The sequence below is a fragment of the Pinirhizobacter soli genome (genome assembly GCF_015905305.1).
Classification (GTDB): domain Bacteria; phylum Pseudomonadota; class Gammaproteobacteria; order Xanthomonadales; family Rhodanobacteraceae; genus Pinirhizobacter; species Pinirhizobacter soli.
This window is the reverse complement of the sequence record NZ_JADZLQ010000001.1, coordinates 962919-980426: the sequence shown is the minus strand read 5'-3', so window position 1 is coordinate 980426 and position 17508 is coordinate 962919. Positions and strand designations below refer to the sequence as shown.

Below are 17508 nucleotides of genomic sequence, written 5' to 3'. Positions count from 1 at the left end.
CGACGCGTGCCAAGCCCGTTCAGGTTTCACTGGCCTTTCGCTTGGCTCAAGCATCCCCACCCACCGCCGATACCTGTGAGTAGACCGGAATGACACGGGGAAAGCATGGACGGCAGCACCGAGGCGTGGCTTAACGATGCACTGGCTGAGTATTCGGCCGGTTTCGGCGAGCACGCGGACATGCTCGATCCACGCGGCGAACTGACCTCGGCTTTGACCCGCTTCGGTGCGAACCCATACGCCATCGAAGCCTGGCACCTGCTCGACGGCGATTTGTCCGGGATGAGCCAGGAAATGAAGCGGCTGATGGCCTTCGACGTGTTCTGGATCGTCGAACGCGCCTTTACCGACCGGGACGGGCTGGAGTGGGCCTCGCCAGATGACGCCGGCCTGCATGGCCGTGCCGTGCTGCATGCGATCGACACCCTGATGCGCATGGACACGCACCTGTTCGAGCAGGCCTGTGCCAAGGGCGAAATCGGCCGGGCGGTGGAGGGTTACTTGGCCACGCGCGGCACCTGGATTCCGCAGGTGGACAGCCGGGCCGAGTACGCCGATCTGCTGCGGGCATCCTTGATGGGCCTTCGCACCGACGTCGGCAGCTGGGTGCAATCCAACGCCGACCAGGCTCGCCAGGATCATGTCAGCCGCCAGCGATTGCGCATGGTGCGCGAGCTGTACGATCTCTTCCACCAGCACCTGGGCCAGAGTCCATCGCCGGTGGTCGCCGCCCTGGTCAACGCCACCTTCCCGCGCCTGGCCCCGATCGATGCCGACCACGTGGCCGTTTTGCTTGGCAAGTGCGACCCTTCGGCCAATGAGCCGGACTATTCGCCCCTGCAAGACCACGCCTGAGCGGCTTCATCCAACCTTCGCCCGTCGCGGCGCTAAGATGCCGGCCGACTCCTATGGAGACGTCCGATGACCCGTGAAGACGATTCCCTGATCACCGTCCGTGCCCCGCGCTCGGATGAAGGCAGCATCCGTTACGGCTGGAGCTACACCGTGCTCAACGACGACGGCCACACGATCCTGGCCACCAGCGATAGCGGCAGCTTCACTTACGAAACAGAAGCCCTGGCGCTCAGCGAGGGTTGGCGCGAAGCCCGCGAGGCGCAGAAGCATGGGCTGCACAAGCGCCGGGAGCGCTAGGCCGCGCGCGGATTGGGAAGGCTGGCCAGCGGGTGATCGTCCGTGAAGCGCCACTCGGGAAGACCCGGCACGCGGGCCGACGGCTCACCTTCGCGCAGCGCGTTCACGGCGGCCTCGGGTGTTTCATGGCGCCCGTATTCGGCATCGTTGATCAGGGCGCGCCACTGGCGGCCATGGCGGATAATCCGGGCGATCCCCAATCGGGTTGGGGCGACGTATTGCGCGAGCACGCTTGAAACTCCAGGGCGTTCGAAGGCCGCGCAAGTTAACCATCGGGTTGTGACCATCTCGTCACGGCGGCGGGACAATCCAAACCCTTGTTCAGGTTAATCCAGGGGCTTGGCCGGCACAAAGGGGGACACCGGGTCGCTGGCGGGGAACGTCTCTTCCAGGGCCTGGTCCTGGTTATCGCTCTCCTGGAGCTTTCGCCGGGCTTTTTCCCCAGCCGTTTCTGGATGGGTCGGCTGGCCATGGTCGGGGTGGTGGACGTCTTTGCGGTCGTGGCTGGACATGGGGCTGCCTCCTCGGCGGCGGGTTCATGGCCATTGACGCCCGGGGGCGGTGAACCGGCCGTATACCGTTTGTCGGCGGAATCTAACCGCTCGTCGCCCGGCGCTGGCGCCCTGCCGGAACCTTAAGACAGGATGTATGCGTCGGAAAGGGATTGGGGGAAGCACCGTGGCAAAGTCGCCGTCGTCGCGCGTCCAGCGTGGCGTCTCATTGCTCGAAGTTCTGGTCGCCATCGTGATTTTCAGCGTGGGCGTGCTGGGTCTCGCCCTGATGCAGCTGAAGGGCGCGCAGTTCACCAAGCAAGCCGGTGCACGAACCGTGGCGGTGCTGCAGTCCCGCAGCCTGGCCGACGCCATGCGGGCGAACCCCGCCGGCGTGTTCGGGGTCAGCCAGGCCAGCCTCATTGCCGCCAAGAATGGCGATGTCAGCGCCAGTTACTACAAGTACACCAGCGGCATTCCTGATGCCAGCAAGTGTGGCGATGACCCGTGCAGGGTTGCCGCGGCGGACATTACCAACTGGATCAACCAGATCAGCAGCACGCTGGCCGTGCCCGTAGGTACCGTGGGCATTGCCTCGATCACGCCCAGCACCACGCGCGGCACGCTCACCATCACCACCACGTGGAACGGCCTGTCGCAAAGCCGCGACAGCACCGGCACCGATACCAATAACGAAAGCTACTCTTTCGACTACCTGCCATGACCATGACGCGAACGGCCAAACCCGTAAGGCAGCGGGGTTTCTCCCTCGTCGAAATGATGATCGCGGTGGTGCTTGGCATCGTGGTGGTCGGTGGCCTGATCAACCTGTTCATTGCCAATCGCAAGGGCTACCAGCTTCAGTCCGGCGCCAACTACCTGCAGCAGAATATTCGCGTGGCCTCCGACCGCCTCGGCTGGTCGCTGCGCATGGCCGATTTCTGGGGCGGTAACGCCTATACCGACATCAACATCAATTCCACCGCGACGGGTGCGATCACCTCGGCGGGCGGTAGCTGCACCCAGGCATGGGCGACGTCCCTGGCGCCCAACAGCACCGGTGGCGGCAGCGTATTCGGCTACAGCGGTTCGACGACCTTTCCCCTGGGCGCGGCCTGCATCGGCACCGCGGCGAACTACGTCAAGGGCAGCGACGTCATCGTGATGCGCTACGTCGACACGCAGATCCTCTCACCGGGCCCAGTCCCGGCCGAGGCCGCCACCATCGCTGCCAATCCCAACCAGGTATACCTGGTGACAGCGGTGGGAGGGCAAGCCACGCTGTTTGCCAACAGCCCGGTTCCAACCACCCCGACCAATTCCAGTTCCATCCGCCAGTACGTATACCCGTATCGCGTGGATATGTACTACCTGCGTCCATGTAGCGCGCCAGCGGGAGCGGCGTGTGCCGCCACCGATGACAACGGCGCGCCGCTGCCCACGCTGATGCGTCAGTACCTGCGCTCGGATGGCACATTCGTTTCCGAAGCAGTCGTTGACGGCGTGGAACAGATGAAGGTGGCCTATGGTGTTTCGGTGTCCGGTGGTACTTCACCCGCGCCTACCAGTTACATGACGGCATCCGCGGTCACCGCCGCCAACGCCTGGGATCGCGTGGTGTCGGTGGCGGTCAGCGTGGTGGCTGTGTCGCCCGTGCGCGACATTGCCGTGCCGCACGAAGCTACCTACAAATTGAGTTCGGATTGCACGTACAAGATCGCCGCCGCTGGCACGGACGTCACGGCCTGCGCCAACTTCACCCCTTTCGGCGACAAGCCCTGGCAGTACACCCGGGCCGTGCAACAGTTCGTGGTGCAACTGCGCAACCGGAACGAGAACTGACCATGACCAAGCACGACATGCTCCGGTTTCGTCGCATGGGCCATCAACAGGGCGCCGCCCTGCTGGTGGGCCTGATCTTCCTGGTGATGCTGTCGCTGGTGGCGATCATCGCCATGCGCGGCACCCTGCTTGAAATGAACCTGGTCAACGCCACGGCCAAGCACGAGCAGGCCTTCGAGACCTCCGAGGCTGCGCGCGCGGTGCCCCTGGCACTGTTCGACCAGCACGTGTTCTATCGCGGCTGGCCCACCACCTGGGGTGGTGCGATCGCCATCACCGACTTCAACCCCGCGGTGACCTTCGCCAATACCCCATTGTGGTTGACGAAGATGGACCCGGCCAACGGCGGCCTGCAGAAGCAGTGCGGCAGCCCGATGAATTTCTATACCGATCCCACCTGCGTTACCCGCGCCGCGGGGTATTACTACGATCCTTCCCTGTGGGATACCGACGTGGTGCTGACAACGTGCACCACCACGTCCGATACCTGCACGACTGCCCAGCAGGCGGTGACCAAGATCGCCATCGTCAAGGACGGTTCGGTGGTCAGCGCCGGTGCCGGCGGTGCCCAGGCGCAAGGCTACTCCAGCAAGGGCGTGGGCTCGGCCACCGGCGGCGGTTCGATGATTTTCCAGATCAAGAGTGCGTCGGTGGTGCCCGGTGGCGGCACGGCGACCACGATTACCCAATACAACCAAGTCATCAAGTAACAGGGGCAATCCATGGCCAGGTTCAAGCGTTCATACCAGGCGACCGTCGCCTGCCTGCTGATCGGGATGCTCTCCTGCGCAGCCCTGTGGGCGCAGTCCGCAGCCACCACCGGCCAGATCTCCGACCTTACGTCGATGACGATGTCCAACTACGAGGCCTTCCCACCGGGCTCCGTGGCCACCGCCGCGCCGAAGGTGGCGCCGCTGATCATGCTGGTGATGTCGCGCGACGAGCAGCTGTTCAACAAGGCCTACCCTGATTACACCGACCTTGATAACGACGGTACGGTGGATACCACCTACAAGAACAACTTCGATTACAACGGCTACTTCGATCCGAATCTCTGCTACACCTACGCCGGCGGCACGTTCAGCGCCACCGGCTCCGCTACGGCGCATGCGTGCTCGGCCTCGCTTGGGCCCTGGAGCGGCAACTTCCTCAACTGGGTGGCGATGAGCCGCCTGGACATCATCCGCTGGGTGCTTTACGGCGGCACGCGCAGCACCGATACCGCCGCTTCCACGGTGCTCGAGCGCGCGGAGATCCCCGACGACCTGCACGCCTGGGCGAAGGTCTATACCGGCAGCGACATCGGCAACTACACGCCGTTCACCAGTGCCGCCACGTTCTGCAACGTCTCCAACGGCAAGACCGGCGCCTTTACCACGCCCACCACCACGACGTCGGGCATTACGCCGGCGCCGGTGATCCGCGTGGCCGGTGGCCAGTGGCCGGACTGGGCCACCACCGCCAAGCTGCAGTGCCAGTGGAACGGCGCCGGCGAAGGCGACAGCAACCGTCCGAAGAGTGGCGGCGCCAACAAGGACTACACCGCACGCGTCACGGTATGTAAGCAGGACGGCAGCCCAACCGAGGCGTTCTGCGTTACCACTGGCACGAGCTTGAAGCCCGAAGGACTGCTGCAGAAATACAGCAAGAACGACAACACCACCGCCAAGCGTTTCGGCTTGATCACCAATGGCTGGAAAACCCCCCGCAAGGGTGGCCAATTGCGGCGCAATATCGGCAAGCTCGCCTACAACGACACCACGGTTGCAGGTTGCGCCACCGGCGATGAATTCAGCAATGCCGACGGTACCTTCTGCTACAAGCAGGGCACCAACACCAACGAAGGTATCGTGATCACGCTCGACCGGCTGCAGATCGTTGGCTGGACGGGCGCCGATTACGGCACCACCGGCACTACGGGTTGCTATTCACCTACCAATACGGCTTGGGGCGCCCGCAGTTATTTCATCCAGACCACCGCCACGATGTGCCCGGACTTCGGCAATCCTCTGGCCAGCATGTATGCCGATGCCCTGCGGTACATCATTGGCGACACAGGTCCTTCGCAGACTGGCGACACCACGCTGCCGACGCCGGCATGGGTTGACCCCTATGGCACCGATAGCGGTGCGACGAAGCCGCGCAACCAGCCCTGCGCCACCTGCTCGATCGTGGTCATCAGCAGCGGCCTGAACAGCTTCGATAGCGAAAACGTATCGAGCGTGGAGAACATGAATTCGGCCGCGACGCTTACCAACAAGGTGCAAACACTTGAAGGAATAAGCGGCAACTACCTGCTTTCGACCTACTACAACACGTCCACGCTGACCGGCGCGCCAACCAATGGCACGCTCACGTCCGTAGGCAACTTCAGCGATATCTCCATCTGTACGCCGGCCACCATCGGCAACATGTCGACCCTGGTGGGCGTGTGCCTGGGAACGCCCGGGCAGGGCGGTTCGTATTTCATCGCGGGCCTGAGCTACGGCGCCTGGACCACCTTGATCCGCACCGACGGCAAGGTGGACAGCAGCTTCCGGGTCAAGACCTACGGCATTTCGCTGTCGGACAACCTGCCTTCGTTCACGATTCCCGTGGGTTCGAAGAACATCTCGGTCTCGCCGACCTGTCGTGCCGACCCGGCGGGCGTGGGCACGTATTCCAGCTGCTATATCGGCTCGGTGTCGCTGGGCTCGCGCCAGAACCTCAACGGCAATACCACGTACGGGCTGGTGCCGACGACTTCCTATCCCAACGTGGGCAGCTTCTACTTCGTGTGGGAAGACTCCCAGTACGGCTCGGACCACGACCAGGACGCCACCAACGTCATTTCCTATTGCGTGGGCAGCAGCTGCCTTATGCCCTCGACGGTGAAGGCCGGCGGCGTGGCCATCTGTGATCCTATCGTGATCGCTGGTGCGATCAGCGGCGGCACCGGCGCAGGCACAAGCGGCAGTGCCTGCAACACCAACGGTACGCTCAAGAACACGCCCACCGCCACCACGCTGATCATGCGCAACCAGTGGCTGGGCTACAGCTCCGGCGGCATGTTCATCGGCTACCAGTTGGCGGGCACCACCGCCGATGGCGTGACGGAGTTCAACAATAGCGGCGTGACCTTCGGTTGTAACAACCTCGCTGATTCGGTCTGTAACTCCAATCCGCAGGTCACTACATTTACCGCCAGTTCCGCTGCGTCGGTAAGCGCCCTGCAGACTCCGTTGTGGTACGCGGCCAAGTACTCAGGCTTCAACGGCACCGCACCGGTGCTCGCTGCCGGGGCCGACCCTGCAAACTACTTCTTCGCGCGCAACGCGGGCAAGCTGAAGGACCAGCTCGACGCCGTGTTCCAGGCCATCGCCGCCAGCAGCGGCAACGACACCGGCAATGCGGGCCTGGCCGATTCCAGCAACGACTTCGTCGGCAACGGCCTGGCCTACCAGGTGAAGTACTACAGCCTCTTCGACGGTGTGGCATGGACGGGCAGCCTGCGGTCGTTCTGGACCGATGCCCAGGGCTTCTTGCGCGAGGGCGGCTTCAAGGACTCCGCGGGCAACCAGGTGCTGTCTTCGTCGGCGGCGTACATCGCCAGCGGCCGTCCGTCCAGCGCGGCGGCAGGCTCCGCCACACTTGCCACTTTCCGCTGCACGGCACCCCCGGGCAACGATCCGGCGACCGATCCAAATTGCACGCAGTCGAACACGGTAACGCCGGTGTGGGACGCGGCTGATCTGCTTAACCCCTATTACGACCCCACCAAGGCGGCCGATGCGACAGCGCTGACGAACATCCCGATACAGCGTAACTACGGCGACGCCGCGGACTCGGCGGCCAATCGTGGCCAGCGCTATATCTTCACCACCGTGGGCGTGCAACCGCAGAATCTGCTGTCGATCCTGACCGGCAAGGTCATGCAGAACGGTTCGGCGACCGGTGCCATCACCACGGGCGTGCAGGTTCCCTTCGTCTGGACGGATGCCACCGGCGACTGCATCACCAGCGACAATTCGGTGACACGTAGCAACAACACCACTTACACGGCCGTGACCGGCACGGGGCTGTGCGGCACGACGGCGAAGACGCTACTGGGCCTGAATTACCGCATCGGCAACTTTGGCCTGCTCAATGAGATCAGCAGCACCAGGGCTGCGGCGATGGTGAACTGGGTGCGCGGCCTGGAAGATACCGACGATTTCCGAAGCCGCAGTTCCGGCGGCGGCGCCGTGCCCCTGCAGAACGTCACAGCTTCCGCGCGTACCTACCGGCTTGGCGACATCGTTAATTCCTCGCCAATTGAAGTGAGCGTGCCGGCGGAATCGTTCGACTTGCTCTACAACGACAATAGCTACCTGGCCTTCCGCACCAACTACCTGCATCGCCGGCAGATGGTGTACGTGGGCGCCAACGACGGCATGCTGCATGCCTTCAACGCCGGGTTCTATACGGCAGCCCAACCCGCCGCTGGAACCACCGCGGCTACCTTGCCGACCCTTACCCGCACCTTGCCGTCAGGCACGACCGGCTCGCCGGTATCGACTTCCGGCAACAACTGGGCGCTGGGCCAGGAAGCCTGGGCGTATGTACCCAGCAACCTGCTGGCGCATCTGCGCTGGGTGGCGGACAAGAGCTACTCGCACGTGTTCTACGTGGACGGCTCGCCGACGGTGAGCGATGTGAAGATCTTCGGTAACGCCACGGCCACCGGCTGCAGCAGCGGTACGCCCAATGTCGACGCCCAGGGCCATGTCTGCGGTTGGGGCACGATCATGGTGGTGCCTTTCCGCACCGGTGGCGGCCCGATCAGCGTGAACACGCTCGGCTGCTCCGGCACTGCCGCCGCGTCGTGCCCGTCGACGGTGCAGACCTCCAATTCGTCCTACGTGATCATGGACATCACCGATCCGGAGCAGCCGCCGATCGTGCTGGGCGAGATCCCGTCCATCGCGTTCTCCGCCGATGGCAAGTCGTCGGTCCCCACCTTCACCACGCCGTCGCCTGCTATCGCCATTGAAAAGGATTCATCGGGCAACCTGAAGTTCTTCCTTGGCTTCGGCACCGGTCCCGTGGACAACGGCGGGCCGGGCAAGCTGGTGCAGGGCTCGCCCACCATCCCGCTCAATGCCTATATCTACGATCTGTCGAGCCTGGTTGGCAATGGCACCACCGAGGCGACGTTCGCCAAGCAGTTCTCCAACGGCCCGGCCAGCAGCTTTGCCGGCGACATGGTGTCCTCCGACTACGACCTGGATAACAGCGCCGAGGGCATGTACTTCGGCGTGGTGACCAATCCGTCGGCTGTCGGCGGTGCCTTTGGCGGCGGACTGTGGAAGATCGACCTGCGCACCTCAGCTGGCGTGGAAAGCCCCTTGCCGAGTGCCTGGAAGGGCCTGCTGCAGATCTACAACGGCGGCACGCCGGTAACGGTACGCCCAACCCTGGCCCGCGATCCGTCCGGACGCGACTTCATCTACTTCGGTTCAGGACGCGCCTTTACCGACGCGGACGATGCGGCCACGACCTCCCAGGGCACGCAGCAGCAGTACATCTATGGTATTTCCGACAATAGCCTGCTGCTGGGCCTGAACGCCGCATGCCAGACACTGGCGGTCAGCGATGCGAGCCTGTTCGTATCCACCAACGTACAAGTGCTAACCGACGGAACGCTCGGCGCCACCACCGCAGGTGCCACCACGCTTGCGAGCCTGACGTCGGCCTTGCAGGCCAAATCCACCACCACGCCGTTCTGCTTCACGTACTCCGGCTGGAAGCTGGCACTGACCCCGGGCGATGGCACCGCCAGTGCACTGGTGCCCTCCGAGCGCGTGGTGAACAGCCAGACCTTGCTCGGCGGCATCCTGTTGACGCCCACCTACGTGCCGCCGACCAAGGCGGATAAGGACGCCTCCAACAGCTCCGATTGCAATCCGAGCTCGGTATCCGGTACCAGCTACCTGTATGCGCTGAATTACATCACCGGTACCGCCGATAGCCATGCGGCCAGCTTTGGCAGCGCGGCAGGAAGTGGCGGCAAGGCGGGCGAGGTGTACAAGAAGACCACCATCGGCAAGGGCAAGGCGTCCGCGCCCAGCCTGCACACCACGCCAGGGTCCGGCGCGACGAAGGTCACCGCCTGCATGCAGATCGGCGACAAGGTGGTTTGCAAGGATGTCGGGACCATCAGCCCGGTGAACAGTCACCAGATTTCCTGGCGCGAGCCGGTGGATCAACAGTGAGGATGACCATGCCACGTTCCCGCGGTTTCAGCCTAATCGAGCTCATGATCGTGGTGTTGATCATCTCGATCCTGGCGGCGATAGCCCTGCCGTCCTACCGGTCCTACGTGCTGCGTTCGCACCGCGTGGATGCCACGCGCACGCTGCAGGACCTCGCCGCGCGCCAGGAGCGCTACTACTTCTCCAACAACAAGTACGCCACCTCGCTGGCCTCGCTCAACGGCACCTCGACCATGGCCGGGCAGTTCTACACGATCACCGACCCGATCAGCGCGACCTCCGTGGCTTACACCCTGGAGGCGACGGCCATCGGTGCGCAGCTGAAGGACAAGTGCACCCAATTCAGCCTTAACCGCGCTGGCGTGCAGGCGTCGAACAGTTCGACCACGGCCGACACCCTCAATTGCTGGGGCCGATGACATGCGTTGGGCAACGACAGGTCTGATGGTGGCGTTCTCCCTGTGGGCTGGCGTGTCGGCGGGGCAGGAGGTCTACAAGTGGAAGGACGCTTCGGGCGTGACCCACTATGACCAGCAGCCGCCGGCCAAGGTCAAGGCCAGTCGCCTGCAGCTGAAGAACGACCCGGCCGCTCCGCTGGTACCGGCGCCGGCGGCCTCTGCCGGCAGCGGCGCCAACCTTAGCGCCGCCGATGCGGCCTACCGGCGCACCGCCTGCGATACGGCAAGGCGCAACCTGCAGGCGTTGTTGACCAATGGCGTGGTGGTACAGAACGGCACCGCTACCCAGCCGGCCGATCCCAATACCGCCACGGCGCTGAACGACAAACAGCGTATCGAAGCCAAAAGCGTGCAGGAAGGGCTGGTGCGGGACAATTGCGAAGGAGTAGCTCATGGCGGCTAAATCGCAGCGAGGCTTTTCGCTGATCGAGCTGATGGTGACGGTGATCGTTGCCGCCATCCTGCTGGCGGTGGCCGTACCCAACATGCGCAAGTTCATGCAGCGCAACCGCGTTGCCAACCAGTCCAACAGCATCATGGCGGACCTCACCTTCGCCCGGGGACAGGCGGCATCCACTCGTTCCTACATATCGATCTGTCCGCGCGCCACCACCACGGACAATACTTGCGCCACTACGGGCAACTATGACAACGGCTGGGTGATCTACACCGCCGTGAAGCCCAATACCGCGTACGATCCGACGGCCACCGATGCTGTCGCGCGACTTGTGCGGGTGACGCTGGTGGCTGATGCCGCGTCGATCCGTGCTTCATCCACCGGGCCGCTTACATACAACGGGCGCGGTGAGTTGCTGGCGGCCACGGCGCTGACCGCTGACATGACCGTGACGGTCTGTGCGAAGGCTTCGCCCAGCGACAGCATTGGTACAAATACCACCAGTGTTCCCGGGTCGCAGCTGCTGGTGAGCCATTCTGGTCGCGTGGCGACCAAGCCGTTGGCGGGCGGGGCAGCCTGCACCTGAGGCTAGGGGTAGGCAACACGGATAGGCCACCGGAGTGGATATGCAGGGGAACGGAGCATCCAATGGCTGCGCGACAATGCGGCCGCGGCCGAAAGCGCGCTTTCAGGTAATTGCATTCGCCGCATTGGTGACGGGTGGTATTTGTGGGTGTGATAACAGGCCGGCGCCCAGTCCCATCCTCAATCCAAATTCCCAAATTACGAAAAATCTCAGAATTACCGTAGAAAAGTCTGAGGTAAATCGTGTAGAGGTGGACGCAATCTGGTCCGTTGGGAATCTAGGTTGCGCACCAATCAGCCTTCCTGCCGGCAATGAGCGGGTAAAGCAGGTAGTTACTTCTGAGGAAGTAGATAAGGAAGGGGATAGCTACATAGCAAAAATTGCTATGGATAGATTCCTTCCGGACCCTTGCCGTTGGAATACCGGCGTTGTGCAGGTGAAATTTTATCGAGATGGCTATCTGGTTTCTAGAACGGGAGTTAATGGCGACGTCTTAAGTGGCGAGAGGGTCGATCGTTTAACTTGTCTGACGATGCCTATCGACGTTGCTTACTGCGGACAAAAAGCTTCGATCGAAAAGTTCTACAAGAGTGAAGACAAGAACGCGTTTAACGCAACAGTGGAGCTTGTGAAATGACAAATATAGTCAGCTCACGCCGCCGGCGTTGCCAACCCGGACAAGCGGTGCGGCCTCTCGGACTTTAGTTCGCTGGCGTAAATGCGTGAAACGGGCAACGCCAGTTGTTGGCTTCCACTTCTCTCCCGCTGTATTGCGGCGCTTCCAGGCCTTCGCCGTGGGTAGCCAACATCGGGTTGGCCGAACCTGAGAACTTGACGTCGCGCTCCGCGATGGCGTCGTGGAACCGCTCGTAGCGACCTTCAGCGCGCAACGCTTCGAACTGGCTATGCAGGTTCAATACCAGCGCGGCCTGGGGAAAACGCCGCGCGCGCCGGCTTGACGCCGGATGCAGGCCCACCACGTAAAAGGCATGGCCGCCCAGGCTAAAGCTGAACTTCGGCGAGGATGGGTCATCGCTTACCGATGGATCCCACTGCGCCGTGCGTGCATCCATCGCGTGCAAGGCTTGCAGCCGCGCCCACAGCGCCTGTTCGAAAGCCACTTCATCCATGGGCGGCGTGCTCGGGAAGAGCAGGGCCATGCTGTGGAATCCCTTCGACGACCCCGCATCCGCCGCGAACGCACGTGCCTGCGCCACGATCGCTTCATCGGCGTCGGAGGATGCAAGGCTTCCCGCTACGAAGAAGTGCACGTGGTCATTGTCCGTGGCAGTGCGGGCGGCAAGACAGGGGAAGCCAGTCTGCTGCACGTAGTTGCGAAACTGGGCGATGGCATCACCATCGCTTCGTTGGATGCCATCGGCAGGCATGCAGTCATTCCGTCTGGAAGGTGAGTCGAGCTTGCAGGCCTCGTCAGGAAGCGAGCGTGACGGGTTCGTTGTGGGCGGCGAACGAACAAACTCGTCTACCGAGGCTTCTTCCAGGACATGGATTGAGCATCGTTGGATGTTCATGTCGACATCACTTTTGAGAAGATTCGTATGGACCCTTCGTGTGTGACACGGAATCATTAACGGGTTGCCGGGGTACCGGCAACCGGGTGTAGAAACCCGTTGAACAGCGGGCCCCGCAGCGTTGTCTGCGGGGCCCGGGGTTTACCGTCTCGCGGCGGGCGACCAGGCGGGCGTATGCCCGGCCGTCTGTTCACGGTTTTCTACCCTGGCTCGCCCGCCACCCTTACCCTTTCATGAAACAGGGCCCGGCCATGCGAGCCATGTGAGCGGATGAACGCGTTGGGCTAGCGTGAAGCAGCCCGGGCCGTCGCCAGGTGGTGGTCGGCCCGGCAAGGGTGCAGTGCCTGACGTGTTCATCCGCACTGTCCGTTTTCCAAGCGAAAACAAAAAAGCCCCCTTTCGGAGGCTTTTTCGTTCGATTCGTATGGTGGGCGGTACAAGGATCGAACTTGTGACACCTGCCGTGTGAACGGTTCGCTGCTGTGCGCTAACCGGAGTACGAAAAAGCCCCCTTTCGGGGGCCATTTCGTCGATTCGTATGGTGGGCGGTACAAGGATCGAACTTGTGACACCTGCCGTGTGAAGGCAGTGCTCTACCGCTGAGCTAACCGCCCGCCGGGAGCGCGGAATTCTACGCAGAGCGGGGCGGGCGGTCAACATCCCGGGGCTATCGTGGGTAAAATGGCCGACTTTTCCAGGTGGCCGACCCCATGGACTATTTTCTCCGCGAGTGGCAGCACGTGCTGGCCGCCCTGTCCCATTTCTCCTTCACCCCCTGGAAGGTGATCGGCTTTGCCGGTTCCCTGATGTTCACCAGTCGCTGGTTCGTCCAGCTGTACTACACCCGAAAATACAAGCGGGTGGTGATGCCGCTGTCGTTCTGGTGGCTGTCGGTGGTGGGTTCGGCCCTGCTGCTGGCCTATTTCATCTTCGGCAAGAACGACTCGGTGGGCATCCTGTCCAATTTCTTCCCGGCATTCGTGTCCGTCTACAACCTCTGGGTGCACATGCGCGAGGCGCGGCTGCGCCACCAGGTGCCCAACGAGGTGACCTAGTCCACGTCGTAGTCCAGGTAGGGTGCCAGCCAGCGCTCGGCCACCTCGCGCTTCCAGCCCTTGCGGCGGGCGTAGTCTTCTACCTGTTCGCGGCTTAGCTTGCCCACCACGAAGTACTGGCTGCCCGGATGGGAGAAATACCAGCCGGAGACCGCCGCCGTGGGGTACATGGCAAAGCCCTCGGTGAGCTCGATGCCGGTGTTGCCCGGTGCATCCAGGAGGTCGAATAGGGTGGCCTTCTCGGTGTGCTCGGGGCAGGCCGGGTAGCCCGGGGCCGGGCGGATGCCGCGGTATTTCTCGGCCACCAGGGATTCGTTATCCAGGGTTTCATCGGGCACGTAGCCCCAGAACTCGCGGCGCACGCGTTCGTGCAGGCGTTCGGCGAAGGCTTCGGCCAGGCGGTCGGCCAGGGCCTTGAGCATGATGGACGAGTAATCGTCGTGGTCGGCTTCGAAGCGCGCGACGTGTTCGTCGATACCATGGCCGGAAGTGACGGCGAAGCCGCCTACCCAGTCGGCCACGCCAGTGTCTTTCGGGGCGACGAAATCAGCCAGGCAGAAGTCCGGGCGGTCGGCCGGCTTGTCGACCTGCTGGCGCAGGAAACGCAGCATGGCCAGCTTCTTGCCATCCTCGCCACGCACTTCCACGTCGTCACCCACGCCGCTGGCCTGCCAGAAGCCGATCACGCCACGGGCGGTGAGCCACTTCTCCGAGACGATCTTGTCCAGCATCGCCTTTGCATCGGCGAAGAGTTCGCGCGCCTGAGGCCCGACGATCTCGTCGTCCAGGATCGCGGGAAACCGGCCGGCCAGTTCCCAGGCATTGAAGAAGGGACCCCAGTCGATATACGGCACGAGCTCGGCCAGGTCGTAGTTGTCCAGGACCGTGATGCCAGCCTTGCGCGGGGCAGGGGGCGTGTACGACTCCCAGCCGCCATTGAAACGCTGCCCACGGGCCTTGGACATCGGCACCAGCGGCTTGCCGGTGCCGCGCTCCTTGTGGCGTTCGCGCACTTCGGCATATTCGCTGCGCACCTTGGCGATGAACTCGTCGACCAGTTCCTTGCTCACCAGCGACTGCGCCACGCCCACCGCGCGCGAGGCATCCTTCACCCACACGGTGGTGGCTTTGTAGTGGGGCTCGATGCGCAGCGCCGTATGCGCGCGCGAGGTGGTGGCGCCGCCGATCATCAGCGGCAGCTCGAAGCCCTGGCGCTGCATCTCGCGGGCTACCTGGCTCATTTCCTCAAGCGAAGGCGTGATCAGGCCAGAGAGCCCGATGATGTCCGCCTTCACTTCGCGCGCGGTGTCCAGGATCTTCTGCACGGGCACCATCACGCCAAGGTCGATCACTTCGAAGTTGTTGCAGCGGAGCACCACGCCTACGATGTTCTTGCCGATGTCGTGCACGTCGCCCTTCACCGTGGCCATCACGATCGTGCCGTTGTTCTTGCCGGCGTCGCCCGTGCGCAGCTTCTCTTCCTCGATAAAGGGAATAAGGTGGGCCACTGCCTTTTTCATCACGCGCGCGGACTTCACCACCTGGGGCAGGAACATCTTGCCGGCGCCGAAGAGGTCGCCGACGATGTTCATGCCGTCCATCAGCGGACCTTCGATCACATCCAGCGGACGTGAGGAAAGCTGGCGGGCTTCTTCGGTGTCTTCCACCACGAACTGGTCGATGCCATGCACCATGGCGTGCGACAGGCGCTCGCGCACGGGCTTTTCGCGCCAGGCGGCGGTCTCGACCACGGCCTCGGCCTTGCCACCCTTGTAGCGGTCGGCGATCTCCAGCAGGCGGTCGGTGGCGTCGGGCCGGCGGTTCAGCACCACGTCTTCGACCCGCTCGCGCAGTTCCTCGGGAAGGTCGTCGTAGATGGAAAGCGAACCGGCGTTGACGATACCCATGTCCATGCCGGCCTTGATGGCGTGGTACAGGAACACCGAGTGGATCGCCTCGCGCACGGGGTTGTTGCCGCGGAGGGCGAACGACACGTTCGATACGCCACCGGAGACGTGGCACGAAGGAAAGCGTTTTTTAAGTTCCCGCGTGGCTTCGATGAAGTCCACGGCGTAGTTGTTGTGTTCCTCGATGCCCGTCGCCACGGCGAAGATGTTCGGGTCGAAGATGATGTCCTCCGGCGGCATGCCGACCTTTTCGGTCAGCAGCTTGTAGGCGCGGGAAGAGATATCGACCTTGCGCTCGCAGGTATCGGCCTGGCCGACCTCGTCGAAGGCCATCACCACCACGGCGGCGCCGTACTGGCGCACCAGCCGGGCATGCTCGAGGAAGGTTTCTTCGCCTTCCTTCATCGAGATGGAATTGACGATGCCCTTGCCCTGCAGGCAACGCAGGCCCGCCTCGATCACCGTCCACTTGGAGGAATCGACCATCACCGGCACGCGGGCGATGTCGGGCTCGGACATGATCAGGTTCAGGAAGCGCGTCATCGCCGCTTCCGAATCGATCAGGCCTTCGTCCATGTTGACGTCGATGATCTGCGCGCCGCTCTCCACCTGTTGGCGGGCGACATCGACTGCTTCTTCGTAGCGGCCTTCCTTCACCAATTTGCGGAACTGGGCGGAGCCGGTGACGTTGGTGCGTTCGCCGACGTTGACGAAGAGCAGGTCCGGGGTGATGACCAGCGGCTCGAGGCCGCTCAGGCGAGTGTGGCGAAGGGTACTCATGCTGCTTGCTGGCTTGCCTCGAACATGCGGGGACGACAGGGGGCCACGGCGTCGGCGATGGCCTTGATGTGGGCGGGGGTGGTGCCGCAGCAGCCACCGACCAGGTTCAACAGGCCTTCGCGGGCGAAATCGCCGATGGTGGCGGCCATCTGCTCGGGCGTTTCGTCGTATTCGCCGAACGCATTGGGGAGGCCCGCGTTCGGATGCGTGCTCACGTAGGTGAGCGCGATCGACGAGAGCGTCTGCACGTGCGGGCGAAGTTCATCCGCGCCGAGCGCGCAGTTGAAGCCTACCGAGATGGGATCGACGTGGGCCACGGAGTAGTAGAACGCTTCGGCGGTCTGGCCCGACAGCGTGCGCCCGGAGCGATCGGTGATGGTGCCTGAGATCATCACCGGCATGCGGCCGCCGCGAGCCCGGAAGAGCTCGGACAGGGCGAACAGCGCTGCCTTGGCGTTGAGGGTGTCGAAGATGGTTTCCACCATGATCGTATCGGCGCCACCATCGATCAACGCGCCGGCGGCTTCGGTGTAGTTGTCCACCAGTTCCTGGAAGCTCACATTGCGATAGCCCGGATCGTTGACGTCCGGTGAGATCGAAGCCGTGCGGCTGGTGGGCCCGAGCACGCCGATCACGAAGCGGGGTTTTTCAGGCGTGCTGGCGGCATCGCAGGCGGCGCGCGCAAGGGCGGCACCGGCACGGTTGAGCTCGGGCACTAGGTGCTCGAGGTGGTAGTCGGCCTGGCTGATGCGGGTGGCATTGAAGGTGTTGGTTTCCACCAGGTCCGCACCAGCGGCAAGGTAGGCCGCGTGCACACCCTGGATGATCTCGGGCTTCGTGAGCGTGAGCAGATCGTTGTTGCCCTTCAGGTCGCAGGCGCAGTTTTCGCCATGTGTGTTGTGGGCATCGAAGCCCTCGGCGAAGCGCTCGCCGCGATAGCCTTCTTCGTCCAGCTGATGGCCCTGCAGCATCGTGCCCATGCCGCCATCGAGCACCAGGATGCGCGAGGCGAGGGCGTTTTCGAGCTGGGCCACGCGGTCGGGGAAAAGCCAGGGAAGATTGCTCACGGGTACAT

16 protein-coding genes and 1 tRNA gene are annotated in these 17508 nt (G+C 63.3%); 11 read left to right on the top strand and 6 right to left on the bottom strand.

What is annotated here, in order from left to right; translation table 11 throughout:
* Positions 1–105 precede the first annotated feature (105 nt).
* Both NDK18_RS04015 and NDK18_RS04010 read left to right on the top strand, forming a co-directional pair.
* Positions 106–855: a hypothetical protein gene (locus NDK18_RS04015; RefSeq protein WP_250625604.1), complete on the top strand. Its 750-nt coding sequence runs from the start codon at positions 106–108 to the stop codon at positions 853–855.
* Between the two features lie 66 nt (positions 856–921).
* Positions 922–1152: a hypothetical protein gene (locus NDK18_RS04010; RefSeq protein WP_250625605.1), complete on the top strand. Its 231-nt coding sequence runs from the start codon at positions 922–924 to the stop codon at positions 1150–1152.
* Here NDK18_RS04010 and NDK18_RS04005 read toward each other — a convergent pair.
* Together NDK18_RS04005 and NDK18_RS04000 are read right to left on the bottom strand one after the other, a co-directional pair.
* Complete coding sequence (locus NDK18_RS04005; protein ID WP_250625606.1) at positions 1149–1382, bottom strand: hypothetical protein; 234 nt, start codon at positions 1380–1382, stop codon at positions 1149–1151. The two genes, NDK18_RS04010 and NDK18_RS04005, sit on opposite strands and share 4 nt — an antisense overlap.
* A 96-nt stretch (positions 1383–1478) precedes the next feature.
* A complete protein-coding gene (locus NDK18_RS04000; protein ID WP_250625607.1) occupies positions 1479–1664 on the bottom strand; it encodes a hypothetical protein in 186 nt (61 codons plus the stop codon).
* 166 nt (positions 1665–1830) lie between these two features.
* On the opposite strand from NDK18_RS04000, the gene pilV reads away from it, so the two are divergent.
* Genes pilV through NDK18_RS03955 form a run of 8 tightly spaced genes read left to right on the top strand, consistent with a single transcriptional unit; the run spans position 1831 to position 11796 of the window.
* Positions 1831–2367 (top strand): type IV pilus modification protein PilV, encoded by a 537-nt coding sequence (gene pilV / locus NDK18_RS03995; protein ID WP_250625608.1) that lies wholly within the window; start codon positions 1831–1833, stop codon positions 2365–2367.
* Complete coding sequence (locus tag NDK18_RS03990) at positions 2364–3485, top strand: PilW family protein (protein ID WP_250627151.1); 1122 nt, start codon at positions 2364–2366, stop codon at positions 3483–3485. Before pilV ends, NDK18_RS03990 begins: the two co-directional genes overlap by 4 nt.
* Before the next feature lie 2 nt (positions 3486–3487).
* Positions 3488–4195, top strand: coding sequence for a pilus assembly PilX family protein (locus NDK18_RS03985; protein ID WP_250627150.1), 708 nt, complete (start codon positions 3488–3490; stop codon positions 4193–4195).
* A 12-nt stretch (positions 4196–4207) separates the two neighbouring features.
* Entirely contained in the window at positions 4208–9718 is a 5511-nt protein-coding gene (locus NDK18_RS03980; RefSeq protein WP_250627149.1) for a pilus assembly protein, read from the top strand.
* Between the two features lie 8 nt (positions 9719–9726).
* Positions 9727–10137 (top strand): type IV pilin protein, encoded by a 411-nt coding sequence (locus tag NDK18_RS03970; protein ID WP_284691523.1) that lies wholly within the window; start codon positions 9727–9729, stop codon positions 10135–10137.
* A gap of 1 nt (position 10138) precedes the next feature.
* Complete coding sequence (locus tag NDK18_RS03965; protein WP_250625612.1) at positions 10139–10579, top strand: DUF4124 domain-containing protein; 441 nt, start codon at positions 10139–10141, stop codon at positions 10577–10579.
* The gene (locus NDK18_RS03960; RefSeq protein ID WP_250625613.1) at positions 10569–11159 is read left to right on the top strand and encodes a GspH/FimT family pseudopilin; all 591 of its coding nucleotides are present in this window, start codon (positions 10569–10571) and stop codon (positions 11157–11159) included. The genes NDK18_RS03965 and NDK18_RS03960 overlap by 11 nt, the downstream gene beginning before the upstream one ends.
* Positions 11160–11199: 40 nt before the next feature.
* Positions 11200–11796, top strand: a complete 597-nt coding sequence (locus NDK18_RS03955) for a hypothetical protein (protein ID WP_250627148.1) — start codon at positions 11200–11202, stop codon at positions 11794–11796.
* A 64-nt stretch (positions 11797–11860) separates the two neighbouring features.
* Here the strand turns inward: NDK18_RS03955 and gntA are convergent, their stop codons facing one another.
* Both gntA and NDK18_RS03945 read right to left on the bottom strand, forming a co-directional pair.
* On the bottom strand, positions 11861–12547 hold the full coding sequence (gene gntA / locus NDK18_RS03950) for a guanitoxin biosynthesis heme-dependent pre-guanitoxin N-hydroxylase GntA (RefSeq protein WP_250627147.1): 687 nt from the start codon (positions 12545–12547) through the stop codon (positions 11861–11863).
* A 683-nt stretch (positions 12548–13230) separates the two neighbouring features.
* A tRNA-Val gene (locus NDK18_RS03945) sits at positions 13231–13305 on the bottom strand.
* A 96-nt stretch (positions 13306–13401) separates the two neighbouring features.
* Between NDK18_RS03945 and NDK18_RS03940 the strand changes: the two genes are divergently transcribed.
* Positions 13402–13746 (top strand): lipid-A-disaccharide synthase N-terminal domain-containing protein, encoded by a 345-nt coding sequence (locus tag NDK18_RS03940; protein ID WP_250625616.1) that lies wholly within the window; start codon positions 13402–13404, stop codon positions 13744–13746.
* Here NDK18_RS03940 and metH read toward each other — a convergent pair.
* Both metH and NDK18_RS03930 read right to left on the bottom strand, forming a co-directional pair.
* Positions 13743–16433, bottom strand: coding sequence for a methionine synthase (gene metH / locus NDK18_RS03935; RefSeq protein ID WP_250627146.1), 2691 nt, complete (start codon positions 16431–16433; stop codon positions 13743–13745). The two genes, NDK18_RS03940 and metH, sit on opposite strands and share 4 nt — an antisense overlap.
* On the bottom strand, positions 16430–17500 hold the full coding sequence (locus tag NDK18_RS03930) for a homocysteine S-methyltransferase family protein (protein WP_250627145.1): 1071 nt from the start codon (positions 17498–17500) through the stop codon (positions 16430–16432). The genes metH and NDK18_RS03930 overlap by 4 nt, the downstream gene beginning before the upstream one ends.
* Positions 17501–17508 lie beyond the last annotated feature (8 nt).